Origin of the sequence: Streptomyces narbonensis (assembly GCF_014649015.1) — a bacterium.
Taxonomy (GTDB): domain Bacteria; phylum Actinomycetota; class Actinomycetes; order Streptomycetales; family Streptomycetaceae; genus Streptomyces; species Streptomyces narbonensis.
In genome coordinates, this window is the sequence record NZ_BMSF01000012.1 from 116621 (window position 1) to 141831 (window position 25211).

Annotated in this window: 23 protein-coding genes, 1 tRNA gene and 1 riboswitch; of the genes, 7 read left to right on the forward strand and 17 right to left on the reverse strand. The window is 72.3% G+C overall.

Features of this window, described 5'->3' with window-relative positions:
• Positions 1-249 precede the first annotated feature (249 nt).
• Entirely contained in the window at positions 250-1515 is a 1266-nt protein-coding gene (locus IE124_RS23130; protein WP_370468803.1) for a serine hydrolase domain-containing protein, read from the forward strand.
• Positions 1516-1637: 122 nt separating this feature from the next.
• A riboswitch (cobalamin riboswitch) is annotated at positions 1638-1857 on the forward strand.
• Between the two features lie 166 nt (positions 1858-2023).
• Positions 2024-4342 carry a 5-methyltetrahydropteroyltriglutamate--homocysteine S-methyltransferase gene (metE, locus tag IE124_RS23135; protein ID WP_189509854.1) on the forward strand — a complete coding sequence of 773 codons (2319 nt, stop codon included), beginning with the start codon at positions 2024-2026 and terminating at the stop codon, positions 4340-4342.
• Between the two features lie 25 nt (positions 4343-4367).
• Here the strand turns inward: metE and IE124_RS23140 are convergent, their stop codons facing one another.
• The 9 genes from IE124_RS23140 to IE124_RS23180 all read right to left on the reverse strand — a co-directional run bounded on the left by IE124_RS23140 (position 4368) and on the right by IE124_RS23180 (position 13152).
• Positions 4368-5510, reverse strand: a complete 1143-nt coding sequence (locus IE124_RS23140; RefSeq protein WP_189509974.1) for an oxygenase MpaB family protein — start codon at positions 5508-5510, stop codon at positions 4368-4370.
• A gap of 107 nt (positions 5511-5617) precedes the next feature.
• Positions 5618-6673 (reverse strand): polyprenyl synthetase family protein, encoded by a 1056-nt coding sequence (locus IE124_RS23145; RefSeq protein WP_189509855.1) that lies wholly within the window; start codon positions 6671-6673, stop codon positions 5618-5620.
• Positions 6663-6941, reverse strand: coding sequence for a polyprenyl synthetase (locus IE124_RS23150; RefSeq protein WP_189509856.1), 279 nt, complete (start codon positions 6939-6941; stop codon positions 6663-6665). Before IE124_RS23150 ends, IE124_RS23145 begins: the two co-directional genes overlap by 11 nt.
• Positions 6942-7045: 104 nt before the next feature.
• Positions 7046-8101 carry a pyridoxal-phosphate dependent enzyme gene (locus IE124_RS23155; protein ID WP_189509857.1) on the reverse strand — a complete coding sequence of 352 codons (1056 nt, stop codon included), beginning with the start codon at positions 8099-8101 and terminating at the stop codon, positions 7046-7048.
• Positions 8022-9140, reverse strand: coding sequence for a GHMP family kinase ATP-binding protein (locus IE124_RS23160; RefSeq protein ID WP_229832749.1), 1119 nt, complete (start codon positions 9138-9140; stop codon positions 8022-8024). Before IE124_RS23160 ends, IE124_RS23155 begins: the two co-directional genes overlap by 80 nt.
• Entirely contained in the window at positions 9137-10075 is a 939-nt protein-coding gene (locus IE124_RS23165) for a Rossmann-like domain-containing protein (protein ID WP_229832751.1), read from the reverse strand. The genes IE124_RS23160 and IE124_RS23165 overlap by 4 nt, the downstream gene beginning before the upstream one ends.
• A gap of 11 nt (positions 10076-10086) precedes the next feature.
• Positions 10087-10896, reverse strand: a complete 810-nt coding sequence (locus tag IE124_RS23170) for an ABC transporter ATP-binding protein (protein ID WP_189509858.1) — start codon at positions 10894-10896, stop codon at positions 10087-10089.
• Complete coding sequence (locus IE124_RS23175) at positions 10893-12128, reverse strand: FecCD family ABC transporter permease (RefSeq protein WP_229832754.1); 1236 nt, start codon at positions 12126-12128, stop codon at positions 10893-10895. The genes IE124_RS23170 and IE124_RS23175 overlap by 4 nt, the downstream gene beginning before the upstream one ends.
• The gene (locus tag IE124_RS23180) at positions 12118-13152 is read right to left on the reverse strand and encodes an ABC transporter substrate-binding protein (RefSeq protein ID WP_189509859.1); all 1035 of its coding nucleotides are present in this window, start codon (positions 13150-13152) and stop codon (positions 12118-12120) included. Before IE124_RS23180 ends, IE124_RS23175 begins: the two co-directional genes overlap by 11 nt.
• Before the next feature lie 180 nt (positions 13153-13332).
• On the opposite strand from IE124_RS23180, the gene IE124_RS23185 reads away from it, so the two are divergent.
• The 4 genes from IE124_RS23185 to IE124_RS23200 all read left to right on the forward strand — a co-directional run bounded on the left by IE124_RS23185 (position 13333) and on the right by IE124_RS23200 (position 17339).
• Positions 13333-14658: an MFS transporter gene (locus IE124_RS23185; protein WP_189509860.1), complete on the forward strand. Its 1326-nt coding sequence runs from the start codon at positions 13333-13335 to the stop codon at positions 14656-14658.
• Between the two features lie 101 nt (positions 14659-14759).
• Positions 14760-15404 (forward strand): hypothetical protein, encoded by a 645-nt coding sequence (locus tag IE124_RS23190; protein ID WP_229832756.1) that lies wholly within the window; start codon positions 14760-14762, stop codon positions 15402-15404.
• Positions 15405-15570: 166 nt separating this feature from the next.
• Complete coding sequence (locus IE124_RS23195; RefSeq protein WP_189509862.1) at positions 15571-16266, forward strand: type 1 glutamine amidotransferase domain-containing protein; 696 nt, start codon at positions 15571-15573, stop codon at positions 16264-16266.
• Between the two features lie 104 nt (positions 16267-16370).
• Positions 16371-17339, forward strand: coding sequence for a LysR family transcriptional regulator (locus IE124_RS23200; protein WP_370468804.1), 969 nt, complete (start codon positions 16371-16373; stop codon positions 17337-17339).
• A 91-nt stretch (positions 17340-17430) separates the two neighbouring features.
• Here IE124_RS23200 and IE124_RS23205 read toward each other — a convergent pair whose 3' ends face one another.
• The 3 genes from IE124_RS23205 to IE124_RS23215 all read right to left on the reverse strand — a co-directional run bounded on the left by IE124_RS23205 (position 17431) and on the right by IE124_RS23215 (position 19092).
• Complete coding sequence (locus tag IE124_RS23205; RefSeq protein WP_189509864.1) at positions 17431-18147, reverse strand: maleylpyruvate isomerase family mycothiol-dependent enzyme; 717 nt, start codon at positions 18145-18147, stop codon at positions 17431-17433.
• A gap of 76 nt (positions 18148-18223) precedes the next feature.
• A complete protein-coding gene (locus IE124_RS23210; protein ID WP_189509865.1) occupies positions 18224-18949 on the reverse strand; it encodes an aminotransferase-like domain-containing protein in 726 nt (241 codons plus the stop codon).
• A 66-nt stretch (positions 18950-19015) separates the two neighbouring features.
• Positions 19016-19092: transfer RNA gene (locus tag IE124_RS23215), tRNA-Pro, on the reverse strand.
• Between the two features lie 579 nt (positions 19093-19671).
• Here IE124_RS23215 and IE124_RS23220 point away from each other — a divergent pair.
• Positions 19672-20880 (forward strand): acyl-CoA dehydrogenase family protein, encoded by a 1209-nt coding sequence (locus IE124_RS23220; RefSeq protein WP_189509866.1) that lies wholly within the window; start codon positions 19672-19674, stop codon positions 20878-20880.
• Between the two features lie 82 nt (positions 20881-20962).
• On the opposite strand, the gene IE124_RS23225 is transcribed toward IE124_RS23220, so the two are convergent.
• From IE124_RS23225 to IE124_RS23245, 5 genes are read right to left on the reverse strand one after another with little or no spacing between them, the layout of a single operon-like run.
• Positions 20963-21535 (reverse strand): GAF domain-containing protein, encoded by a 573-nt coding sequence (locus IE124_RS23225; RefSeq protein WP_189509867.1) that lies wholly within the window; start codon positions 21533-21535, stop codon positions 20963-20965.
• Positions 21532-22155 (reverse strand): GTP-binding protein, encoded by a 624-nt coding sequence (locus IE124_RS23230; protein WP_189509868.1) that lies wholly within the window; start codon positions 22153-22155, stop codon positions 21532-21534. Before IE124_RS23230 ends, IE124_RS23225 begins: the two co-directional genes overlap by 4 nt.
• Positions 22133-22504: a DUF742 domain-containing protein gene (locus IE124_RS23235; RefSeq protein ID WP_189509869.1), complete on the reverse strand. Its 372-nt coding sequence runs from the start codon at positions 22502-22504 to the stop codon at positions 22133-22135. The genes IE124_RS23230 and IE124_RS23235 overlap by 23 nt, the downstream gene beginning before the upstream one ends.
• A 2-nt stretch (positions 22505-22506) precedes the next feature.
• Positions 22507-22941, reverse strand: coding sequence for a roadblock/LC7 domain-containing protein (locus tag IE124_RS23240; RefSeq protein WP_189509870.1), 435 nt, complete (start codon positions 22939-22941; stop codon positions 22507-22509).
• A gap of 7 nt (positions 22942-22948) precedes the next feature.
• Positions 22949-24922, reverse strand: a complete 1974-nt coding sequence (locus IE124_RS23245) for a sensor histidine kinase (RefSeq protein WP_189509871.1) — start codon at positions 24920-24922, stop codon at positions 22949-22951.
• Positions 24923-25211: the final 289 nt, after the last annotated feature.

A 25211-nucleotide genomic window follows, 5' to 3' on the forward strand; every position in this document is an offset into this window, starting at 1 on the left:
GCCCCCGTCCGCGCCGGAACCCCTGGGCCTCCGGAACCTAACAGACGCCCCTCCGGCTCTCCGCCGCCCACCGACCCGCCACCGCGCCGTCCCGACCCTCCCGCCGAACCACCACTGCGCAGTCACGCCTCCCCGCCGGACCACCACCGCGAGGTCCCGCCCTCCCGCCGAAGTCCCGCCGCGCGGGCCCGGCCCTCCGGATCTAGCCTGGAAGACGGTGTGCTGTCCCCGGTCGACAGGAGGCCTGCCGTGACGTACTCATCCAGCCGTCGGCGGCGCGTCTGCGCCGGTCTCGCGGCACTCGGGATTCTCGCGGCCCCGCTGGGCGCGGGCACCGCGGTGGCCACCGAGCCTCCGGGCCCCGCCGCGTTCATGACGACCGCGACCACCTCTTCGCCGGCCTCCCCGGCGGAGACGGAGTTCCGGGAGCTCACACCGGCCGTGGCCACCGAGCTGGACAAGGCGATCCAGGGGGTCATGCGCGACGCGAACGTCCCGGGCGTGACGGTCGCCCTGTCGGCGCCGGGGAAGGGCACGTACATCCGGTCCTTCGGTGAGGCGGACACCGCGACCGGCACGGCCATGAGCCCGGGTCTCTACATGCGGATCGGCAGCGAGACCAAGACGTTCACGGTGACCGGCGTGCTCCAGCTGGTCGACGAGGGCAAGGTCGGCCTGGACGACCCGATCTCCGAGTACGTCGACGGCGTGCCGAACGGCGACAAGATCACGCTGCGCCAACTCGCAGGCATGCGCAGCGGGTTGTTCAATTACACAGCGGACGAGAACTTCGTCAAGGCGCTGACCACGAATCCCGAACGCCAGTTCACTCCCCGGCAGTTGCTGGACTACGCGTTCGCACACCCGGTGGAGTTCCCGCCGGGCGAGGAGTTCCAGTACTCCAACACGAACACGGTCCTGCTCGGCCTCGCCATCGAGAAGGTCACGGGCACGCCCCTGCACGATTACATCCAGAAGAACGTCGTGGAACCGGCGGGCCTGCGGCACACGAGCTTCCCGACGGACGCCGCCTTCCCCCGCCCGCACGCCCACGGCTACACCAACCAGACCGCGTCGGGCGAGGTCGAGGACGCCACCGACTGGAACCCGTCCTGGGGCTGGGCGGCCGGCGCGATGATCTCGAACCTCCAGGACATGCGCTCCTGGGCCAAGACCGTCGCCACGGGCACGCTGCTCACCCCGGAGACCCAGGCCGAACGCCTCAAGATCCCCCCGGGCTCCCCCGACGGCTCGGGCTACGGCCTGGGCATCTTCAACATCCAGGGGTGGATCGGCCACAACGGCTCCCTGCCGGGATACCAGTCACTGACGATCTACCTCCCGGAGGCGCAGGCGACCCTCGCCGTCCTGCTGAACACCGACATCACCACGGACGACGGCACGGCACCCAGCACCCTCCTCGGGAAGGCCGTCACCTCCGTCGTGACCCCGGACCACGTCTACGACCTCCCGGCCCCGGCGCCGGAAACCCCGGCGAGCCCGAGCGGCGGCTGACGCCGCCCGGGTGAGCAGCCGCCGCGGAAAGGGCGCGCGGCGCCCGCGTCGTGACCTGACGGACTCCGGGGCCCTGTCGGGTCCCGGGGTCCAATCGCGTGCGGAGAGCCGGAGGGCCGGGTTACGCTGCCGGTGCAGCTGGTTCGCCCCGTCAGCCGGACGGGATGCGTCGTAAGAGGGAACCCGGTGGGAATCCGGGACTGCCCCGCAGCGGTGAGCGGGAACGACCGCCGTCATCAGCACTGGGCCCGGGAAGGGTCTGGGAAGCGACGGCCATTAGGTGTCCTCCTTCGTGAGGACGGGCCCGCGAGTCCGAAGACCTGCCCGTTGCCCGCACGCGGACGATTCCGCGCGCGGACATTCCGGTGACCTCGAGGGCGGGTCGGCGTACAGAACGAGCAGGACGACCCCATCGCACCACGCCGGGTCGTACCGGCCGTTCCGTCACCCCTTTGCGCCCCGTCCCGTCTCCGGGATCTCAGGGATTCATCTCGCGAAGGAGATCTCCGTGACCACCAAGTCCGCAGCCGCGGCAGCGCAGTCCACCCTGTACGGGTACCCCCGCCAGGGGCCCGACCGGGAACTGAAGAAGGCGGTCGAGGGCTACTGGAAGGGCCGCGTCACCGCCGACGCCCTCCGGGCCACCGCCGCAGACCTGCGCCGCACCACCTGGCGGCAGCTCGCCGCCGCCGGCATCGACGAGGTCCCCACCGGCGACTTCTCGTACTACGACCACGTCCTCGACACCACCGTCATGGTGGGCGCGATCCCCGAACGCCACCGCGCCGCCTTCGCGGCGGATCCGCTCGACGGCTACTTCGCCATGGCGCGCGGCACCCAGGACGTCGCACCGCTGGAGATGACCAAGTGGTTCGACACCAACTACCACTATCTCGTACCGGAGTTGGGGCCTGACACGGTCTTCACGGCCGACTCCTCCCGGCAGGTCGATGCCCTCGGCGAGGCCCTGGTCGGAGGCCTCGGCGCCCGGCCCGTCCTGGTCGGACCCGTCACCTACCTGCTGCTCGCCAAGCCCGCGCCCGGCGTGGCGGCCGACTTCGATCCGCTCACCCTCCTCGACCGGCTGCTCCCCGTGTACGCCGAGGTCCTCGCCGACCTCCGGGCGGCCGGCGCCGAGTGGGCGCAGCTCGACGAGCCGGCCCTCGTCCAGGACCGCACCCCCGCGGAACTGAACGCCGCCGCCCGCGCCTACCGCGAGCTCGGCGCACTGAAGGACCGGCCGAAGCTCCTGGTCGCCTCCTACTTCGACCGGCTCGGCGACGCCCTGCCGGTGCTGGCCAAGGCCCCGGTCGAGGGTCTCGCCCTCGACTTCACCGAGCGGGCGGCCGCCAACCTCGACGCCCTCGCCGCCGTCGGCGGCCTGCCGGGCAAGCGGCTCGTCGCCGGGGTGGTCAACGGCCGCAACGTCTGGGTCAACGACCTGACCGCCTCGCTCACCACCCTCGGCACCCTCCTCGGCCTCGCCGACCACGTGGACGTCGCGGCCTCCTGCTCCCTGCTGCACGTCCCGCTCGACGCGGCGGCCGAACGCGACACCGATCCGCAGATCCTGCGCTGGCTCGCCTTCGCCCGCCAGAAGACCGCCGAGATCGTCACCCTCGCGAAGGGGCTCTCGCAGGGCACCGGGGCCATCACCGCCGAACTGGCCGCCAACCGCGCCGACCTCGCCTCCCGCGCCCGCTCCCCGATCACCCGCGACCCGGCCGTCCGCTCCCGCGCCGCGGCCGTCTCCGCCGCCGACACCCGCCGCTCCCAGCCGTACGGTGACCGGGCCGCCGCCCAACATGCCGCCCTCCGGCTTCCGTTGCTGCCCTCCACGACCATCGGTTCGTTCCCGCAGACCGCGGACCTGCGGACCGCACGGGCCGACCTGCGTGCGGGCCGGATCGACGATGCCGGGTACGAGGAGCGCATCAGGGCCGAGATCCAGGAGGTCGTCTCCTTCCAGGAGAAGACCGGGCTGGACGTCCTCGTCCACGGCGAGCCCGAACGCAACGACATGGTCCAGTACTTCGCCGAGCAGCTCACGGGCTATCTGGCCACCCAGCACGGCTGGGTCCAGTCCTACGGCACCCGCTACGTCCGGCCGCCCGTCCTCGCGGGCGACATCTCCCGGCCCGAGCCGATGACGGTCCGCTGGACGACGTACGCGCAGTCCCTCACCGCCAAGCCCGTCAAGGGCATGCTCACCGGACCCGTCACCATGCTCGCCTGGTCGTTCGTCCGCGACGACCAGCCCCTCGCCGACACCGCCCGGCAGGTCGCCCTCGCCCTGCGCGACGAGGTGAACGCCCTGGAGGCAGCAGGGACTTCGGTCATCCAGGTGGACGAGCCGGCGCTTCGCGAGACCCTGCCCCTCCGCTCGGCCGACCACGGGGACTACCTGGCCTGGGCGACGGAGTCCTTCCGTCTCACCACCGCCGGCGTGCGGCCGGAGACCCAGATCCACACCCACATGTGCTACGCCGAGTTCGGCGACATCGTCCAGGCCATCGACGACCTCGACGCCGACGTCATCAGCCTGGAGGCCGCCCGCTCCCACATGCAGGTCGCCCGGGAGCTCGCCGCCCACGGCTACCCACGCGAGGCGGGACCCGGCGTCTACGACATCCACTCCCCGCGCGTCCCGAGCGCCGACGAGGCCGCGGAGCTGCTCCGCACCGGCCTGAAGGCCATCCCCGCCGAGCGGCTCTGGGTGAACCCCGACTGCGGCCTGAAGACCCGCGGCTGGCCCGAGACGCGTACCTCACTGGAGAACCTGGTGGCGGCGGCCCGCACCGTCCGGGCCGAACTCACCATTCCCTGACGGCCGTTCGGACGTCACCCGGCCGTCACGGGGAGACCGTGGCGGCCGGAGGCGCCCAGCGGCGGGTGCGCGCCGGGGCGGACGAGACGCCGTAGTCCTTCCTGAGGTGCTCCGGGATGGCGTAGTGCATGACGCGTCCGCGGGTGAGGGAGGACAGTTCGAGGACGGTGGTGAGGTGGCCGAGACGGTCCAGGGCCCAGGCACCCAGTGGGGAGCTGTCCTCGATGCTCTCCAGGACGCCGAGGAGGTGGGGGACGGACTTGACGAGGGTGTCCCAGCGGGTGCGGGGCACGTCGAGCCAGTCGGCGCAGGTGTCGCCGACGAGGTAGCGGATGAGCGCGGACACGATCGGGTCGAAGAGGGTGCCGGGCACGATCTCCTCGTAGAGATCGATCAGTTGGCGTGTCAGATGGGACCCCTCGGGGGAGGGCCCCATGTGGCGGATCATGTACAGGTCGAGGAAGCCCCGCCCCTCGTCGAGGGTCTTCGGCACGGCCTCCTGGTCGACGCCCAGCATGGCGCCGACCACGCGCCAGGCGTAGTAGTAGGCGTCGGCGCCCTCGGAGGTCATGTGGATGCCGAGGCGGTGCAGGCTGTCGAGGACGAGCATGGAGAAGAACATCTGCCCGCCGATCATGTCCTCCTGGCAGATCGGCACCCCCGACGCCGCCGCGTCCCAGCGGTTCTCGCGCGTGAGGTGGTGGCGGATGGAGGCGTGCAGCAGCCGGACCTTCTGCGCGGCGGGGATGAACCGGCTGCCGGCCTCGAAGGCGTCGGGCTGCATCAGGTAGACGGTGAACTGCCCGGTCTCCGCCATGCGCTTGGACGGGTAGCTCAGTCCGTGCGTCGCCGACAGCAGCTTCGCCACGTGCGGGACGAGGTAGCAGGCGGGCATGGAGGCGAAGGACAGCGCGGTGGAGATGTGCACGTTGTTGTCGATGAAGAACAGCCGGGCCTTCTCCATCTCCCCCCAGTCCACCCAGGACGGCGGGGTGCTCGTCGCGTGGAGGTACTCCCGGGCGACGTCGGGCAGCCCGTCGGGGAGCGGCGCGCCGGCCGTGGAGACGTACCGCATCAGGGTGTTGAACGTGCCGACCTCGCCCCGCTCGAAGAGCGTGGCGACCGTGGCGTCGGCGAGTTCGTCGCCGGCCCGCCGCAGGGCGTCCATCGACGCCTCGGTCCGGAGCTCGGGAGGGGTGGCGGGAGGGGTCACGGGTGGAGGGGTCGCGGGCGGAGGCGTGGGCGGGGTCATGGGACAGGGCTCCTTGTTCTCCGTCAGGAACGGCGGGCCGCCGCCGAGTGCGCCAGGGCGGTGAGCGCGGCGGCGGGCGGCGCGGGCAGGTTCAGTGCGTCGAGGGCGCGGAGGGCCTCCTCGACCCGCGCGGTGATCATCGCCTCGACCCGGTCGGGCGCCTTCAGCCGTCGCATCAGCGCGCGTACGGCATCCAGCGCTTCCCCGTCGGGGCGGGGCCGGCCGAGCAGGTCGCGCAGGCGACCGCGCTCCTCGTCCCCGGCGAGCCGCCAGGTCTCCTCGAGCAGCGCCGTGGGGCGCCGGCCGTGGACGTCGTCGGCGCCTGCCTTGCCGGTGGTCTCCGGGTCTCCGAAGAGGCCGAGCAGGTCGTCCCGCAGTTGGAAGGCCTCACCGAGCGGCAGCCCGTAGGCGGAGTACCCCTCGCGCAGTCGGCGGCCTGCACCCGCCAGTGCTCCGCCGATCAACAGCGGCTGCTCGACGGTGTACTTGGCGGTCTTGTAGCGGATCACCTTCAGCGAGGCCGCCGTGTCCGGGGCGGCGCCGGTGTGCAGGATCTCCAGGCACTCGCCGGCGATCAGGTCCCGGGCCAGCGCCGCCCAGAGCGGACGGGCCCGGCCGAGGTAGGCGGCCGGGACTCCGCTGGTGACGAACAGCTGGCCGGCGAGCGACATGAGCAGGTCCCCGACGAGCATCGCCAGCGACCGGGCGCCGGCGGCGGGCCGCGGGTGGTGCCCCACGGCGTCGCGCAGGGCCAGGTGTGGGGTGGGCCGGCCGTGGCGCAGCGGACTGTCGTCGATGAGGTCGTCGTGGACGACGGCCGCCGCGTGCACGATCTCCATCGAGGCCGCCGCCCGCAGCAGCGCCTCGCTGTCGGGCTGACCCACCGCGCGCCAGCCCCAGTAGCAGAAGGCCGCGCGCAGCCGCTTGCCGTCCGCGACCGCCGCCTCCAGCTGTCCGGCCACGGGGCCCAGCGCGGGGTCGACCGCCGACAGCAGGTCGGCCTCCTCGGAGACGTACCGCCGGAGCACGTCGTCGACGCGTGTCTTGAAGGCGGCCGGCTCCCAGCGCTCAGCCGTCATGGCCGGCCCGCCGGGCCAGCACGTGCCGGGCGAGGACCTCCAGGTGTGCCGGTGGCGGCGAGGCGTATCTGTCGAGCAGGAGACGGCCGCGCGCCTCCAGGTCCCGCTCGGCCTCCGCCGCGACCTCGGCGGCGTCCGAGCGCCTCAACAGGCCCCGTACGAGCCCGAGTCCCGTACTCACCGTGCTCACCGCCAGGTCCGCGAGCCCCGCCGCCAGCAGCACCGCCCGCTCGTCCAGGCCCTCGCGGGGTCCCGCTTCCCTCGTCACACCGCTCCCCCACCCGCGGCACGTCCCGGCCGCACGATCGCTGTCACTCCCCCCAGGCTCGCGCCGGACCGGCGGGCACGGCAGGTGAACTCACCAACGAGTGATCATCTCGCTGGAACGTACGAGTCCGCCGCGCCGGCCTCCGCGGGGGCGCGGTTCCACTCCATCCGCGACCACGGCAGCGCCAGCTCGCTGCGGTCGGTCACGTCGCGGGGGGCGAGGGCCGCGAGGGGCGCCGCCTCGCGGTGGCGGGCGTAGACGGTGTCGACGTAGCGGTGGCCGGTGTCGGCGGCGATGAAGAGGACCGTGCGCCCGGGGGTGCGCTCGCGTTCGTGGCGGGCGGCGAGGTAGCCGGCCCCGGTCGAGAGTCCCGCGAAGACGGCGTGCCGGCGCAGCAGGTCGACGCTGCCGGCCAGGGCCGCGTCGAAGGAGATCCAGTGCAGGGTGTCGTACAGCTCGTGGGAGACGTTCCCGAAGGGGATGGAGCTGCCGATCCCGGCGATGATGATCTCGGGGTCGGAGACGTGCTCGGCGCCGAAGGTGACACTGCCGTACGGCTGGACGCCGACGAGCCGGACATCGGCCGGGCCGCCCGGGGCGGCGCGCAGGTAGCGGGCCAGGGCTCCGGTCGAGGCGCCCGAGCCGACCCCGCCGACGACGGTGAGCCCGGCGGTCCCGTCCGGGCCGGCCGCTCGGGTCGCCTCCCGGATCCGGTCGGCGATCGCGCGGTAGCCGAGGTAGTGGATGTCGTCGTGGTACTGCCGCATCCAGTGGTACTCGGGGTGTTCGGCGAGGATCTCGTGGATCCGCTCGACGCGCCGCTTCTGGTCGAGCTTGAGGTCGCTGCACGGCTCCATCTGCTCCAACGTCGCTCCGAGCACGGCGAGTTGGGTGCGCAGGGTGTGGTCCACGGTGGTCGAGCCGACGATGTGACAGCGCATTCCGTACCGGTGGCAGGCCAGGGCGAGGGCGTACGCGTAGATGCCGCTGGAGCTGTCCAGGAGGGTGTCCCCGCGGCGTACGGTGCCGGTGTCCAGGAGGTGGCGTACCGCCGCGAGCGCGGAGACCACCTTCATCGTCTCAAAGCGCAGGCAGACGAGCCGGTCGTCGAGACGTATCAGGTCCGGCCGGCCGATCGACTCCGCGATGTGCTGGTCCATTCCGGAGCTCCTTGGTGGTGGTGTCGGTCGTGGGGGTCGTGAAGGTGCGGGTGGCGGGGATCCCGTGGGCCGCCAGGGCGCGCAGACAGCCGTGGACGCGGCGCCGCACGCCCGGCGCCGCCGGGTCGAGGAGCACGCCCGCCACCGCGCCGCTGTGCGCGATCTGCACGCCCACCGCCCCGACGCGGCGGGCGATGCCGGTCAGGGCGTCGAACTCGGGGTGTCCGAGCACCTGTTGGCCGCGTCGGGCGCTGGCAGTGGCGACCTCGCCCAGCAGGGCGGCGTCGCCGGTCGCCACGGCGAGTCGCAGTCGCGCGCGCAGCCGCTCGTAGGCGCGTACGTCGTCGGCGTCGGGTTCGGACGCGCGCAGGGCGAGCGTGTCCACGGGCGCCCCGCCGCCGAGCACGCACCCCACCACGACCAGCGGCGGCAGTGAGGGGCCGAGGGCTTCCAGGACCCGGCCCTCCCGCTGGGCGAAGAGCACGGGGCCGCCTCCGTCCAGCATCAGCGGATCGCAGGCGGTCTCGGCGCGGACCGCCAGGCGGGCGACCGTCCCGGGTGACAGGCACGCACCGTACGAGTCCGCGACCGCGCGGATCGCGGCGATGACGTCGCTGGTGGAACTGCCCATGCCCAGCCCCACCGGGATCTCACCGGTGAGGCGCAACTCCCCGCCGCAGGGCGGCTGTCCGGCCCGTTCAGCGCACGCGGCCACGGCGAGGGCCGCGGCCCGCGCGGCCTTGCTCCGGCCGGCCGGGACGACGGTGAGCGCCTCGGGCGGCGTGCCGGGGGCGCGGACGAACTCGGCGCCACTGCCCGGTCCGGCCATGGGGAGGGTGACCAGTCCGGCGCACCGCCGTCCGTCGTCATCGAGGAAGACGCCTTGGAGGATCTCGCCGTGGTGACAGAGGGCGGACCCGGCACCGGTGACGGTGACGGCGCCGGTGACGGTGACAGCGCCGGTGACGGTGACAGCGCCGGTGACGGTGCCGGCGGCACGGGAGCGAGGGTCGTGGCGGGGGCGAGCGGCGGGGATCACGCGCCGCTCACCGTCCGATAGCGGTAGAGGACCGTCTCCTCGGCGCTGAACTGGGAGAAGGGGAAGGGTTCCGCGGAGAGCGCGGTGACACCGGAGCCGAGGAAGGCCCGGGCGACGGCGCTGCCGGTCTGCGCGTAGACGACCAGGGGGATACCGCGGGAGCGGCAGCGGTCGAGGATCGTGTCGAACGAGCCGTTGCTCAGGGTCATTCCGGTGGCGACGACGGCCGCGGCCCGGTCGAGCACCTCGTGCATGTCGGCGGTGACGGGGTCCCCCCACTGGGTGGTCCTGAGGTTGAGGTCGCAGGGCAGCGGCCGGCCGCCGCGCGCTCGGATCGCCGCGACGAGCGGGTTGACGACGCCGATGAGGCCCACCTCGGCACCCTCCTCGATGTCCAGCAGGCCGGCGATGGCCGCGTCCCGGGCCTTCGCACGGACCTCCGGGGTCCCGGCGGGGAGGGTGACCGGTTCGGCGTCGCCCGCCGCGCCGGCCGCCCGGTGCGGGCGGACCTCGGAGAGGTAGGCGTCGAGCGCGGCGATCCGCAGCGGGCGCGGGGCCTCGCGGAGGAGCACGTCGAGCGGGGTGCCGGAGGAGTCGCGGCAGATCGCCGGGTCGATCTCCCCTGCCTCGAAGGCGCAGCCGCCGAACGAGCCGCCGAGGCGGACGAGGACGTACTGGTTGAGGTAGGTGGTGTCACCGCCGGCGAGGCGGGTGCCGTGGTGGATCCAGAAGACGCTGGTCGCGACGAGCTCGGAGGGCAGCGGCCCGTGCTCACCGGCGAGGACGGCCTCGACGAGTCCGTCGACGGACGTTGCGGCGGGAGGGGCGGAAGGAGTGGCAGGGGTGGAAGAGCTCGAAAGGGTGGAAGGGGTCGAAGAGCTCGAAGGGGTCGAAGGGGTCGAATAGGTCGAAGGGGTGCGGATCATCCGGTTCATGGCTTTCCTTTTCAGAGAACGGGTTGCCGGCTTGCCGGCACCGGCGGGGCGTCGCCGCTGAGCGGACCTCGGTAGGTCACCTGGGGGTTCCCCAGGGCGTCGACGGTGAGTTCGGCGTCCACCTCGAAGACCTCCGCGAGCCGGTCGGCGGTCAGCACGGTGGCGGGTGGGCCGGAGGCGATCAGCCGGCCGTGGTGCAGGAGCAGCAGCCGGTCGCAGTACCGGGCGGCGAGCGACAGGTCGTGCATCGCGACAAGGACCGTCCGGCCGGTGCCGGCCAGCAGCTCCATCAGTTCCAACTGGTGTTTCACGTCGAGGTGGTTGGTGGGCTCGTCGAGGAGGAGCGCGTACGGCTGCTGGGCGAGCGCGCGGGCGATGTGGGCACGCTGCCGCTCGCCTCCCGACAGCGCCTTCCAGGAGCGGTCGGCGAGGGCGGTGAGTCCGAGCCGTTCGAGCGCGGCGGCGACGACCGCCCGGTCGGTGGCGTCCGGTCCGCGCCAGCGGTCCCGGTAGGGGGTCCGTCCCAGGCCCACGACGTCGCCGACCTTCAGGTCGCTGTCCGCGCCCGAGTCCTGTGCGACGAAGGCGACTCGGCGGGCGATGCGGCGCGCACTCCAGTCGCGTACGGACTCCCCGTCGTAGCGGACCTCGCCCGCGTCGGGGACCCGGAGGCCCGCCAGACAGCGCAGCAGCGACGACTTGCCGGAGCCGTTCGGGCCGAGCAGTCCGACGGTCTCGCCGGGGGCGATGTCCACGCTGACGTCGCGGACGACCGGCGTGCCGCCCACCGACCAGCGGAGCGCTTCGGCGGTGATCCTCACAGCTCCCCCCTCCTGCGCAGGACGAGGAGGAAGAGCGGTACGCCGAGGAGGGCGGTGATGACGCCCACCGGCACCTCACGGGGCGCGAAGGCGATCCGCGCCAGCGCGTCCGTCCAGACCAGGAACACCGCTCCGGCGAGCGCCGCGCAGGGCAGCAGCACCCGGTGGAGCGGACCGACGAGGAAGCGCACCCCGTGCGGGACGATCAGCCCGACGAAGCCGATGGCCCCGACGGTGGCCACCGCCACGGCGGTCAGCGCGGCCGTGACCACGAGGAGCAGCGTCCGGGTGTGCCGCACGCCGATCCCCAGGGAGGCCGCGGTGTCGGTTCCGAAGGAGAGCCCGTCGAGGGCGGTGGAGCAGAGCCACGCGACCGCGAGCCCGAGCGGAGTGACGATCGCGCAGACCACGACGGAGTTCCAGCGGGCCGGGGCCAGCGAGCCCAGCAGCCAGTGGGTGACGGCCCGTGTGGTGTCGGCGTCCGCCGAGGCCATGAGGACGAGGGAGGTCAGGGCGGTGAACAGTTGGCCCACGACCACGCCGGTGAGGACGATGCGGACGGAGTCCAGCCCGCTGCGGCGCAGCAACAGGAGGAGCAGCGCGAAGGAGAGCAGGGCGCCGACGAGGGCGCCGCCGGTGACCCCGAGCGCGCTCGCGCCCACGCCGAGGACGACGACGGTGACGGCTCCGGTCGAGGCGCCCGAGGAGACGCCGAGCAGGTAGGGGTCGGCGAGCGCGTTGCGGGTGACCGCCTGGAGCACCGTGCCGCACACGGCGAGCGAGGCGCCGACGAGGGCGGCCATCAGCACGCGCGGCAGCCGCAGGTCCCAGACGAGGGAGTCCATCAGTGGAGGCAACGGCTCGACGTCCAGGCCGAGACGGGCGCCGAGGACACGGCCGAGACCGGTCCAGCCCACATCGGCGGTGCCGACGCGGACGGCGACCGCGACGGAGCCGAAGAGGACGCCCACGGCGAGGACGAGGACCGCCACCCTGGCCACCACGGACCGACGGGCGGTCCGGGCGGAACCGAAACCGACGGAACCGAGGTAACCGTTTGCGCCAGAGGGCCCGACGGCATCCGGGGACGCGACGGCACCGGCGGACCCGACGGCATCCGGGGACGCGACGGCACCGGCGGACCCGACGGCAGCAGGGGACGCGACGGCACCGGCGGACCCCACGGCCAGGAGGTCGGCGGCCTCCCCCCGGCCGACCGGATCAGCGCGCATACCCGAGGTCCTTCATCCCGTCCGCGAGCAGTCCCAGGGTGTGCACCGAGCGCACCGAGGGGTCCAGCTCGATGCCCGGCACTTCGAGGATCTTGTCGTCGCGGACCGCGGCCAGCCGGGAGATCACCGGGTGCGCGGCCATCGAGGCCCGCTTCTCGGCGGCGCTGTCGCCGGGCCGGCCGCGCTCGGACAGGTCGCCGATCACGATGAAGTCCGGTTCCCGCTTGGCGACTTCCTCCCAGGAGACCTCCGGCCAGTCCTCGTCGACGTCGTCGAAGGCGTTCTTCGCGCCGACGATCCGGCTCATCTCGCTGGGCAGGCCGGTCCCGCCCGCCACGTACGGCATGCCGTTGAAGACGGAGTAGAGGTAGACGACGGTCGGCCGGTCCGCACCTTCGGGGACCTTGGAGGCGGTCGCCCCCGCCTTGGCGACGGCGGCTCGCTGGCCTGCGGCGAGCGCACCGGCCCGCTTCTCGGCCCCGAAGACCTTGCCGAGGTTCTCGTAGTCGGAGAAGAGGAGCTCGAAGGGGGTCTTGCCGGCCTGGTTCCGCTCCGGGCAGTCCACGGCGCTCACGAAGGTGGGGACCTTGAGCGCGTCCAGTTCCTCACGGGTGCCGGCCCGGTCCTGGGTGAACAGGTCGGCGGATCCGGCGAGGACGAAGTCGGGTGTGGCCGAGCGGAGTTGTTCGGCCGTGGCGATCTTCGGTGCGATGACGGGCACCTCGGCATAGGCGGCCTGGTACCGCGCCGGGATCTTCGTCTTGAGGTTGGCCGTTCCCGCCATCCGGTCCTGGAGCCCGAGTTCGAGGAGGGTCTCGGTCGAGGACTGGTCCAGGGCGACGGCCCGCTTCGGGGACCCGCCGAGGGGGATCTCGCGGCCGCAGCTGGTGACGGAACCCGCCACGGCGGACGCCCCGCCGGCGGGACTGGCGTCCGGCGCGGAGCGGTCGCCGCTCGCCGTGGAGCAGCCCGCGGTGGCGAGGAGGACGGCCAGGGCGATGCCGAGGCGGGTGGGGTGGCGCATGGAAGGTCTCCGGTCTGCGGGGGGGGCCTGGACAGGCGTGGATGCCGGGCAGGCGTTTCGGGCGTGGCTGTTGTCGTGCACCGGGCAGGAGTGCCGCGTTCGAAGGGTACTGTAATGGTATTCATTTTCATTAACTACTCCGGGGGGTGCGCCCCCCTGTCTCCGAGGAGCACCCACACCGTGGCGACCACACCCACGCCCACAGCACCCAAGTCCACGACCCCGCGACCGCGTTCGGTCCTCCGCGACACCGCATTCCTGCGTCTGTGGGCGGGCACCACCGCCTCCGGACTCGCGACCTGGGCCCTGCCTTTCGTCCTCGGACTCGCCGTGCTGCACCGCGACCTCGGCGCCGCCGGCCTCGGCCTGGTCCTCGCCGCGCGCACCGCCGGCTTCCTCGCCGCCGTCGCCGTCGGCGGCGTGCTCGCCGACCGCCACTCCCGCCGCGCGGTCGTCCTCTGGTCGGCCCTCGCTGCGGCTGCCGCCGCGCCCCTGCTCGCCGCCGGACTCGGCCGCTCGCTGGTGCTGATGACGGCCGCCGCCGCACTCGCCGGCGCCGGGCAGGGCGCGTGCCGCCCGGCGTTCCAGGCGCTCACCGCCGAAACCGTCGACCCCGAGCGCCGCCAGCAGGCCAACGCCGCCATGACCATGGCCGTACGCGGTTCCACCCTCGCCGGCCCCGCCCTGACCGCACTGCTCGCCGCCTTCCTGGACATCGGGACACTGCTGCTCGGCATCGGCCTGCTCTGGCTCGTCGCCGCGCTCGTCCCCGGCAAGGGCGCCGCGACCGGCCCGGCCACCACGACGGACCCGGCCGTCGCATCCGCACCGCGCGCCGGCTTCCGCGCCGAGTTCCTGGAGGGCATACGCGAGGCGCGGCGCCACCCGTGGTTCCTCGCCGGACTGGCCGCCCTCGTCGCGGTCATCGCCCTCGGCTACTCCGCGACCAGCGTCGCGCTGCCCCTCATCAGCAGGGACCGCTACGACACCCAGTGGGTGCTGGCCGCGGCCATGACCGCGTACACCGTGGGCGCGCTCGCCGGAGCGCTGGTCATCGCCCGGCTGCGTCCGCGATCCCAGGGCTGGGCCGCCTTCGCCGGACTCGCCGCGTACGGCTTCGCGCCGCTGAGCCTGATGCTGCCCGTGCACCCGCTCGTGGTCGTCGCCGCGTACGCCGTCGCCGGGATCGGGATCGAGCTGTTCAACGTGCCCTGGTTCACGGCCACCCAGCGCGAGGTCGCCCCGGACAAGCTGGCCCGCGTCTCGTCGCTGGACTTCCTCGTGTCGTACGGCCTCGCCCCGGTCGGCCTGGCCCTGATCGCTCCGGCCATCGACGCCTTCGGGGTCACGCCGGTGCTCGGCGTCTGCGCCGCCGCCTGCTTCCTCGTACCGGCAGCGGCGGCACTGACCCCCACGGCCCGCCACTTCGCCCCCACGGCCCCGGCTCCCGCTACAACGCCGACCCCCACCCCGACTACGACTACGACTACGACTGCGACGGACTGACGGGCCGCCCCAGGTGAGCGGAGACCGTGTCGGACCCCTCCGATACGGTCTCTGGTCTACGACGACACACGGGGGCAGGAATGACCATTCACCGTCCGGGCTTGCCGGAGGACCTTCCGACGGGCGAGGCGCTGTGGGCCCGGTGGGCACTGCTCGCCGCGGTCGGCGCGACCACCGAGGACGAACAGCGCCGGAGCGGCTACCGCACCGGAGTCTGGATCGACGCCGAGGGCCTCCACTACGACGACGCCGGCTGCACCTGGTGGACCCTGTCCCGGATGGGTGAAGGACGGTTCGTGCTCTACGGCGAGGACGAGTCCAGCGACGTCAAGTGGCACAAGCCGCCGATCGACATGCTCACGGGCGGCCCGGAATGGCTCCCCTACGACGAACTGCGCGACCGGCTCGAAGGCAACGAGCTGGGCTGTGTCTACTGGTACGAGCACGGGACCTGGGCCCGCGCGCCGTACCCCGCCGACCTGCGTGACGACGGCCTGGACTGCGGCATGAGCGACTTCGTCGACCGGGCCCGGGCACTGTCCGACCTGTCCGACCGCGTCGACGGCAGCACCGACGGGCCGAGCGCCGACACGCTCCTGGCCGCGGCCGAGGCGCACCGGCTGGAGCCGGGACAGCTGCTGGAGCGGCTGCGTCCCACCGGCCCGGACGGCGAACCGCTGGACCTCCCGGCCGTCGCCAGGGCCCTGGCCCTCGCGGGCCTCACCGTCCCGGCGGCGGCTCCCTGACCCACCCCCGGATGCACGAATCCACAGGTCGGAGCCGACGGGACGGTATTCCCCCCGGAGCCATCGGACTTCCCATGCCGGACATCGGTTTCTCCATTGGAAACCTCTCGGCGGCGGGCATAGCGTCGAAGACATCGCCGCACCGACGACCCTGGGAGCCCCTCGCATGTCCAAGATCCTTTTCGTGATGACCGGCGCCGACCACTGGACGCTCGCCGACGGCACCAAGCACCCCACCGGCTTCTGGGCGGAGGAGGCCGTGGCGCCGTACGAGGTGTTCAAGGCCGCCGGTCACGAGGTGGTCGTGGCCACGCCCGGCGGCGTCGTCCCCACGGTCGACCGGGGCAGCCTCGCCCCCGAGGTCAACGGCGGCCAGGAGGGCGCCGACAAGGTCGCCGCCACCCTTGCCTCCATCGACGAGATCAAGCACCCGATCACCCTGGAGGACGTGCGCCTCGACGACTACGCGGCCGTGTTCTACCCCGGCGGCCACGGCCCCATGGAGGACCTCGCCGTCGACCCGGTCTCCGGCCGGATCCTGGTCGACGCCCTCGCCTCTGGCAGGCCCCTCGCCGTCGTCTGCCATGCCCCCGCCGCGATGCTCGCCGCAACGAAGGACGACGGGACCAACGCCTTCGCCGGCTACAAGGTCGCCGCCTTCACCAACGCCGAGGAGACCCAGGCCGGCCTCGCCGACAAGGCCAAGTGGCTCCTGGAGACGCGCCTCGTCGAGGCCGGCGTGGACGTCCAGGTCGGCGAGCCGTGGGTGCCGAACATCGTGGTCGACCGCAATCTGGTCACCGGCCAGAACCCGTCCTCCTCCGCCCCGCTCGCGACGGAGGTCCTCAAGAAGCTGAACTGACCGCGGCCCCGGCCCGGTCCCACCACCGACCACGACCACGACCACGACCACGAACCGAAAGCACCGCCCCCTTCCAGGCCATTCCCCTGACTATGCTCACTCACGTGACCCATAGGAATCCCGATGGCCCGGGGGCGGCGTCGGGTCCGCCCCTCCCCTCCTCTCCCGCGCGCTCGTCGCCGCTGGACCTGAACCTCGTACGCACGTTTCTCGCGGTCTACCGCTCCGGCTCGTTCACCGCCGCCGGTCAGTTGCTCGGCATCTCGCAACCCACGGTGACCACACAGGTCCGCACACTGGAGCGGCAGGCCGGCCGGGAGCTGTTCGCCCGGTTGCCGAGGGGCGTCGCCCCGACGGAGTACGCGCACGATCTGGCGGCGCGCGTCATGGACCCGCTCGACGCCCTGATGGCGGCCACCGGCCACGGCCCGGCGACGGAGGGTGCGACGGCGCCGGTACACCTGGCGGGCCCCGCCGAGTTGCTGTGCACGCGCGTCCTCCCCGCCCTCGCGCCGCTCGTGGCGGACGGGGTCCAACTCCGGGTGGCGACCGGGCTCACCGAGCCCCTCCTGGACGAACTCCGCGCCGGCCGCCACGATCTGGCCATCGCCACCAGCCGCCCGCGCGGCCGGACCCTGACGGCCGTGCCGCTGCTCGACGAGGAGTTCGTCCTGGTCGCCGCGCCCACGTGGGCCGAGCGCCTCGACGGCCGGGTGACCACGGAAGGCCCCGGCGTCCTGCACACGGTCCCCCTCGTCACGTACGCGGAGGACCTCCCCATCGCCCGCCGCTACTGGCGGCACGTCTTCGACCGGCGCCTCACCCGCCGCGCCTCCGTCACCGTGCCCGACCTGCGCGGAGTCCTGTCGGCGGTCACCGCGGGCGCCGGCTTCTCGGTCCTGCCCCGCTACCTCTGCCAGGCCGAACTGGGCTCCGGCGCACTGGTCGCCCTGCACGAGACGGACGACCCGCCCATCAACACCGCCTATCTGGTCCAGCGTCCGGGACTCCCCGACAACCCGCACACCACCCGGGTCCGCGACCACCTTCTGCACCTCGGCCCCACCTGGTGAGGACGCCCATGCGACGCGACAGCCGGGCCATCAGTCCGGCCACCACCAGCCGGAAACCGGTGGAGTGCGCTCGGCACACGGGGTCGCCCGATCAGGTCCAGGCGGGGGCTGGTGGCAGGGGCCAGTTCGGCGGGTCCGGCAGAGGATGGTCCGATGAGAGCGGGGCGTCCGTCGCGCGACCGCTGAGCCAGCCGAGGATGGCGTGGCCGGAGCCGGTGACAGTGGGGCCGGTCGGGGACAGGGTCCAGGATCGGCCGAGGTCGACGGCGTCGACACGGGCGATGGGGAAGTCGCATGCAGTCAGCGCGGCGAGGGTGTCGCCGAGGGCCCACCTCACGTACGTGTTCGGCCAGTTGCTCGTGCGGTAGCCGACGTTCAGGTCGACGTGGTGGGTTTCGAGCTCGCGCCGGCAACGGTGGAGGGTGTACCAGGCGGGGTGTCGCCAGCCTGCCAGTGCCGTGACCAGGGTGTCCCAGCGTTCGGCGGGCATGGACGCAGCATCGTTGGCCAACAGTTCGATGCGGCTGAGCAAGTCGGCGGCGAGCTCGGCGGCGGGGCGGCCGGCGCCTTCCTGGAGGGCACGGGCGAGCGCTGCGGCGTCGGCCCTCGGGGTGGGCTCGGCACCGGTGCGGGCCACGGCCAGCAGCCGCAGGTAGGCGTCCGCGCTGAGGGCGAGGTGGGTGATGACGTGCCCGCGGCTCCAGCCGGGCAGCGTTGAGGGGGCACGGACCTCCGTGTCGCTCAGGGCATGCACGGCGGCGGCGATCCTGGCGCCGGAGCGGGCGACTTCGTCGGTGATGCCGAACACATCCGTACTGTAGCGGCGAGTCGATGGCCCACCGGCCAGTGGTCGGTGGGCTTCAGATGGGCTCGTGGCCGCAGATTTACCGGCTCCTGAGCAGGTCGCCGACCGCGGCGATGCCTGCCGTGATGGCGCGTTCGCTGACGTTGCCAAACCCGAGGACCAGCTGTACCGGTGTGGTTGCGTGTGAGGAGCGGCAGGTGCTCATGCCGTAGAGGCTGACGGAGCGCGCCCGGGCGGCGGCAATGAGGTCCTGTTCATCGACCGTAGCGTCGAGTTGCGCGACGGCGTGGAAGCCGGCCGCGAGGCCCGTCACCATGATGTCGGGGGCGTGTTCGGCGAGCGCGGCCAGCAGGGCGGTGCGCCGCGCCGCGTACGCTTTCCGCATCCGGCGCAGGTGCCGGTCGAAGCGGCCCGACTCGATCAGCCTGGCGAGGGCGGGTTGGTCGAGCGTGGGCGAACCGCGGTCGTGCAGCTGCTTGAGCTGGATGATCTGCTCGGCGAGAGCCGGCGGGCAGAGCATCCAGCCGATGCGCATGGCCGGCGCGAGGGATTTGCTGACGGTGCCGATGGAGATCACGCGGTCGGTGGCGAGGCCCTGCAGCGCGCCGACCGGTTCCCGGTCGTAGCGGAACTCCGCGTCGTAGTCGTCCTCGATGACGATCGCGTCCCGGCGCCTGGCCCAGTCGATCAGGGCGGCCGGTCCGAGGCCATGACCGACACCATCGACAGCACCCCAACCGGAGCAGAGAAGGCCGACGCCGACACGAGCCGCCCGGCGTGGCTGCGACCACACTGCGACCACCATGGCCCCGGATACACGAAAGGCCGTCCTCTCGTGGATGAGAGAACGGCCTCCGACCAGCTAAAAGCGTGGTCGGGACGACAGGATTTGAACCTGCGACCCCTTGACCCCCAGTCAAGTGCGCTACCAAGCTGCGCCACGTCCCGGTGCCCGTCTGACCTGGGGTTCCCCCTGGCCGAACGCGCATGAGAACAATACCGCACTTTCGACGGTGGTCACGAACGCTTTCCGGCGCCCACGGGAGAGTGCGCGCCGGCACCTAAACGCTCACTCTCCGTAATGCATCCATGCGCCCCCCAGTGAGCTCGCGCGCCCGTGGCAGAGGCCCGTGGAGTGGGGAGGGCGGGGGCGAGGCCCGTGTTCCCGGGGGCGGGAGCCGGGTCGGACACGATGCGGAATGTCGCCTCCATGGTGAGGAAGGGGCTCATGTGACGACCTCGGATAGCTCATGACCATATGCCCCGGGATCCGTTGCCGTTGGCATGTGGCAGAAAGATGCCCAGAGGGAATGGACTCCTGATCGGCTGAAGGGGGCCAAGACCACACGAAACACAGTCAGTTTCAATCGTCAACAGCTCGTGTTTCAGACAAAAGTCGTGGCGATATTGCTCCGTCCCGGAAAGATCAACACCATGAAGACGTCGGCCTGTTCGGGACGGGACCACTGCCGATGCACCACCTGCTTGATCGACAGAGCGAGCAGGCGTTTCGCAGGGGAGGCTCGAATGGACGGCTACTTCAGCAGTCGGTTGCATCATCAACTCAGGGAGACGGTCCGCAACTTCGCAGAGCGTGAGGTTCGGCCACGAATAGCCGAGATGGAAGCGTCCCGGACGGTCCACCACGAGCTCTCCCGGCTCATCGCCGAGCAGGGCTGGCTGGGCGCGACAATCAGCCAGGAATACGGCGGTATGGGCGCCGGTCACCTCGCCAAGACGATCATCATCGAGGAGCTCTCCCGGGTCAGCGGTGCCATGGGCGCCATGGTCCAGGCCTCGCAGCTCGGCACCGCCAAGATCGTGCACTTCGGCAGCGACGAGCAGCGCAAGACCTGGCTGCCGGCCGTCGCCGCGGGGGAGTGCCTGCCGACCATCGCGGTCACCGAGCCCGAGTCCGGCGGCCACGTCCTCGGCATGAGCGCCAGCGCCGTCCGGGACGGCGACGACTACATCCTCAACGGCAGCAAGGTCTACGTCGGCAACAGCCATGTCGGCGATCTGCACGGCGTCGTGGTCAGGACCGGCCCCGGTTCGAAGGGACTCACGGCCTTCCTGGTCGAATCCGATCGCCCTGGTTTCAGGACCGGTCCGCAGCAGCCCGCCATGGGGCTCCACGGCTTCAGCTTCGGCGAGCTGATCTTCGAGAACTGCCGCGTCCCGGCCTCCAACCGCCTCGGCGACGAGGGCGACGGCCTCGCCGTCGCCTACTCCTCCAGCGTCCTGTACGGACGGGCCAACCTCACCGCCGTCTCCCTCGGCATCCACCAGGCGATCCTGGAGGAGACGACCCGCTTCGCCTCCGAACGCATCCGCTACGGAAAGCCGCTCCACGACCTGCCCACGGTGAAGCTGAAGCTGGGCCAGATGCAGTCCCGGCTGATGACGGCCCGGCTCGCCGCGTACCACGCCGTCCACCTGCTCGACCAGGGCCTGTCCTGCGACGCCGAGCTGATGAACGCGAAGCTCGTCAACGTCGAGTCGGCGATGGACTCCGGCCGCAACGCCATGGAGATCCACGCTGCCGCCGGTCTCTTCACGGACCGGTCCATCGAGCGGTACCTCCGCGACGCGCACCACATCTTCGCCCCGGCCGGCACCTCCGACATCCAGCTCCTGCGGCTGGCCGAGGTCGCCCTGGGCCAGGACAAGGGCAGCTGGTCGGAGCGGCTCTCCGAGCTGGTCCGCACCCCGGAGTTCGAACCGGCGCACGCCTGAGGGCGCGCGGGGATACGGCCGGGGCCCCGGTACGGCGTGCGTCGCCGTACCGGGGCCCCGGCCGTATCCCCGTTCGTACGGGTCAGAACATGCCGTCCTCGCGGCGGTGGATCTGCTCCACCAGCTCCGCCGCCATCGCCTTAATCGTCTCCAGACCGGCGCGCCCCCACGGCCGGACGTCGGTGTCGACCACGCAGATCGTGCCCAGCGCGACGCCCGTACGGTCGATCAGCGGCGCCCCCATGTAGGAGCGGATCCCGATCTCGTCGACGACCGGGTTCCCCGCGAAGCGCGGGTAGTCGCAGACATCCTCCAGGACGAGCGCCTTGCGCCGGACCACCACGTGCGGGCAGTAGCCGTGGTCGCGGGCCATGTAGCGGCCGACACCACCGGTGTTGGCCGCGGCGGCGCCCAGGTCGCTGCCCGAGTGGGTGCCCTCGGGAGTGTGCAGCCCGGCGAAGAACTGCCGGTTCTCGTCGATGAAGTTGACCATCGAGAACGGGGCGCCGGTCACGTCCGCGAGCCGGTGGGCGAACTCGTCGAACGCCGCGTCCGGCCGCTCCCCGAGCCCGAGCTCACGCAGCCGCTGCACCCGCGCGGGTGCGTCCTTGTCGATGGGGGTCAGCAGGAGATGACCGGTCGGGTCGTAGGTCATGGCGTGGCTCCGAAGCTCGGCACGGTGGCCGGGATGTTGGTGATCAGATGCTGGACGAGGGTCAGCAGGGTACGGATGCCGGAGCTGGAGATCCGGGCGTCGCAGACGACGACCGGCACCTCCGGCTTGAGGTCGAGCGCGGCCCGTACCTCGTCCGGCTCGTAGCGGTAGGCGCCGTCGAACTCGTTGACCGCCACGACGAAGCGGATGCCCCGCCGCTCGAAGAAGTCCACGGCGGAGAAGCACTCCTGGAGCCTGCGGGTGTCGGCGAGGACGACCGCACCGAGCGCCCCTTCGGAGAGCTCGTCCCACATGAACCAGAAACGCTCCTGTCCGGGGGTGCCGAACAGGTACAGCACATGGCGGTCGTCGAGCGTCATGCGCCCGAAGTCCATAGCCACGGTGGTCGTGGTCTTGGACTCCACGCCCTCCAGGCTGTCGGTGGCCGCGCTGACCGAGGTCAGCAGCTCCTCGGTGCTGAGCGGTTCGATCTCGCTGACCGCGCCCACGAAGGTCGTCTTGCCCACGCCGAACCCGCCCGCCACGAGGATCTTGAGCGCGGTGGGGAAGGGGTCGGACGCGAAACTCTCGTGGCGCTCAGAGCCGTTGTCGTAGGCCATCGAGCACTGCCTCCAGCAAGGAACGGTCGGTTGGGTTGGCGTGGAACCGGGGGGCCCTGGCGGTGAGCGCCCCGCAGTCCACGAGGTCGGAGAGCAGGACCTTGGTGACGACGGCCGGCAGCCGTAAGTGCGCCGCGATCTCGGCCACCGAGGTGGGTCCCCCGCACAGCCCGAGGGCCAGGCTGTGCTCGGGACCCATGTGAGCCTGCGGGATCGAACCGGTCGCCATCACCATCGAGAGCAGGTCCAGCGTGGTGCTGGGCTTGGTCCGGCCGCCGCTCACGGTGTACGGCCGGATCAGCCGGCCCGCCGCGTCGTCGAGCCAGGGCCCTTCCTGATGGGATGTCATGTTCACCGCCCGAGGCCACCCGCCGCGCCCGCTGACTGTCGGGCCGGCGTGACCAGATACGGCCGGACGCTCTTGACGAGCATCGCCATCTCGTAGCCGAGCACGGCGGCGTCCGCCTCGCGTCCGGCGAGGACGGCCAGGCAGGTGCCCGAGCCGGCGGTGGAGACGAACAGGAGCGTGGAGTCGAGCTCCACGACCACCTGTCGGACCTCACCGCCGTCGCCGAACCGGGCGCCCGCGCTCCGGCCGAGCGAATAGAGACCGGAGGCCAGGGCCGCCATGTGGTCCGCGGCGTCGGGGTCGAGGCCGTGGACGGATTTCACGAGGCCGTCGGAGGAGAGCAGAACGGCGTTGCGCGTGTACGGGACCCGCTGGACCAGTCCGCTCAGCAGCCAGTCGAGGTCCGAGGAATGGCCGGTCGGCACATTGCTCGCCATGGTGCATCTACTCCTTGTGCGCGTCGCCTGGACGCAGCGGTTCGTGGGGGGCGGGCTGGGATTCGGCGAGGCCGATTCCGCGCTGGAAGGCGGCCATCAGACCGGGGTCGTGCAGGGCGTGCTCCTCGGGCTTGCGCACCGCGGGCTCGTCGCGCAGCTGCGGGACCAGGTGCTCCTGGGCGCGCCGCTTCGGCAGGTCGGGCCGGCCGGTGGGCTCGGTGCGAGGAGCCACGGGCGCCGGGGGCAGCAGGGGGGCCTGGTGCTCGGCGCCGAACGACTGTGCCGGTATCGAGGGGGTGGAACCGGTGTCCGCGTGGCCGTTGAGGTGGCTGTTCAGGCTCGTACGGGGGTACGCGAGCGGGTCCGACGACGGAGCCTCCTCGTGACGGGCGAGGACCCGCTCCGGGGAAGGCGGGGGCACGGACGCGGTCATCGGCGCGGAGGCCTGGGCGTGTGCCGGGACCGTGTGGGGGGCCTCGTAGTGCCGGTCGGAGCCCGGGACCTCGGCGTGGGCCGGGGCCTGGACCGGCGCCGGAGCGTGGACCGGGGCCTGGACGGGCGCCGGAGCGATGACCGGGGCCGGAGCGTGGACCGGCTCGGGGGCCTGGACCGGCTCCGGTGCCTGTGCCTGCTGCTGGGACTGGGGCTGGGGCTGAATCTGCACCTGGCCCTGCGGGACCGCCGGGGAGCCGGCGGCCGCGGCGGCCTGGCGCTCGTGCTGTGCCAGGCCCTCGGGGTCGGCGCCGAGGAGGCCCTGCGGCAGGACGAGGACGGCCTGAACGCCACCGTAGATGTTCGACTGGAGTCGTACGGCGATGCCGTGCCGACGCGCGAGCGCCGAGACGACGAAGAGGCCGATGCGGCCGTCCTGGAGCAGATGCGCGACGTTGACCTGGTCGGGGTCGGCGAGCAGGGCGTTCATCTTGTTCTGCTCGGTGACGGGCATGCCCAGGCCGCGGTCCTCGACCTCGATCGCGAGGCCGGCCGTGACGTACTGGGCGCGCAGCAGCACCGTGGTGTGCGGGGCGGAGAACAGCGTCGCGTTCTCGACGAGTTCGGCGAGGAGGTGGATGACGTCGGCCACGGCATGGCCCCGGAGCGTACCGTCGATCGGCGGTACGAGCTTCACGCGCGGGTACTGCTCGACCTCGGCGATCGAGGAGCGGAGCACCTCGGTCATGGTGACCGGGTTCGACCACTGGCGGCGGGAGATGGCGCCGCCGAGGACGGCGAGGTTCTCGGCGTGCCGGCGGATGCGGGTGGCCAGGTGGTCGACGTGGAACAGGCCCTTGAGCAGCTCCGGGTCCTCGACCTCGTTCTCCAGCTCGTCGAGGAGCTGGATCTCGCGGTGGACGAGGGACTGCAGGCGCCGGGCGAGGTTGACGAAGACCTCGACCTTCTGTTCGTTGCCGACGCTGCTGGAGAGTCGGGACGCCTGGACGACGGCCGCGACGGCGGCCTCGTGCGAGCGGTTCAACTCCTGAGACAGCAGGTCGAATTCGTCACCTGTGGCGGGCCCGGACGGCAGCGCGGGGCGGGGCGGGAGCCCTTCTCCCCTGCGCAACTGTTCGACAACCGTACGCAGTTCGCTCTGGCCGCGGGCGCTGGAGCGGCGCAGGGCGTTGCAGCGGTCCAGGACCGCCTTGGCCGCCCGGTCGGCGCCGAGTGCGGCGGCTGTCACGGAGGCGACGGTGAGGGCGGCCGCGCCGGTCAGCGCGGCCCAGAGGCCAGGTGTGGGGCTGGCCCCTGTGGAGCGGATGGTGAAGAGGACGGCCGCCGCGCCGCCCAGTGCCACCGCGACGGCGGGGAGCACGGAGGTACGCAGGAGTTGGGGGCGTATGCGGGCTTCCGTCGGGAGCGGCGCGGACGTCTGCGCCGGGGCGGTGCCGGGGGTGCCGGAGGCGGAGCGGGCGCCCGACCGGCCGTGCCGCCCGCCCTCGCGTCGATCGGACCGCGAGGCGGGTGCGCGAAGTTGAGACATGAGTGTCCTTGGTACGTGCCCAGGAATCGGCGTACTGCGGGGAACAGGGGTGGACTTCGGGGTGCTTCGGACGAGTCGTTCAGGGGGTCGTGCGGGGTGTCGTACGGGGGGTGCCGTACGGGTGTCGTGCTCGGGGTACTGCGAGGGTGCGATGAGCCTACCGATGATCACCAACCACACACTGTAGTCGTCAACCGTTCATGTGCGGTGCGCAGTTGGCAAACTTACCCGGAGTGCGGCCCGGTCTGGTATCGCCCTTCGCACGACAGGCCGAGAACCGTCTGGCCGA

Excerpts from the sequence above, each read along its gene's own strand:
- IE124_RS23195 (WP_189509862.1), top strand. The coding sequence starts at position 15,571 with ATGTCCAAGATCCTTTTCGTGATGACCGGCGCCGACCACTGGACGCTC.
- IE124_RS23235 (WP_189509869.1), bottom strand. The coding sequence starts at position 22,504 with ATGACATCCCATCAGGAAGGGCCCTGGCTCGACGACGCGGCGGGCCGG.
- IE124_RS23225 (WP_189509867.1), bottom strand. The coding sequence starts at position 21,535 with ATGACCTACGACCCGACCGGTCATCTCCTGCTGACCCCCATCGACAAG.
- IE124_RS23175 (WP_229832754.1), bottom strand. The coding sequence starts at position 12,128 with ATGCGCGCTGATCCGGTCGGCCGGGGGGAGGCCGCCGACCTCCTGGCC.
- IE124_RS23240 (WP_189509870.1), bottom strand. The coding sequence starts at position 22,941 with ATGGCGAGCAATGTGCCGACCGGCCATTCCTCGGACCTCGACTGGCTG.
- IE124_RS23210 (WP_189509865.1), bottom strand. The coding sequence starts at position 18,949 with ATGGTGGTCGCAGTGTGGTCGCAGCCACGCCGGGCGGCTCGTGTCGGC.
- IE124_RS23230 (WP_189509868.1), bottom strand. The coding sequence starts at position 22,155 with ATGGCCTACGACAACGGCTCTGAGCGCCACGAGAGTTTCGCGTCCGAC.
- IE124_RS23165 (WP_229832751.1), bottom strand. The coding sequence starts at position 10,075 with ATGAACCGGATGATCCGCACCCCTTCGACCTATTCGACCCCTTCGACC.
- IE124_RS23155 (WP_189509857.1), bottom strand. The coding sequence starts at position 8,101 with ATGGACCAGCACATCGCGGAGTCGATCGGCCGGCCGGACCTGATACGT.
- IE124_RS23140 (WP_189509974.1), bottom strand. The coding sequence starts at position 5,510 with ATGGACGCCCTGCGGCGGGCCGGCGACGAACTCGCCGACGCCACGGTC.
- IE124_RS23245 (WP_189509871.1), bottom strand. The coding sequence starts at position 24,922 with ATGTCTCAACTTCGCGCACCCGCCTCGCGGTCCGATCGACGCGAGGGC.
- IE124_RS23145 (WP_189509855.1), bottom strand. The coding sequence starts at position 6,673 with ATGACGGCTGAGCGCTGGGAGCCGGCCGCCTTCAAGACACGCGTCGAC.
- IE124_RS23180 (WP_189509859.1), bottom strand. The coding sequence starts at position 13,152 with ATGCGCCACCCCACCCGCCTCGGCATCGCCCTGGCCGTCCTCCTCGCC.
- IE124_RS23220 (WP_189509866.1), top strand. The coding sequence starts at position 19,672 with ATGGACGGCTACTTCAGCAGTCGGTTGCATCATCAACTCAGGGAGACG.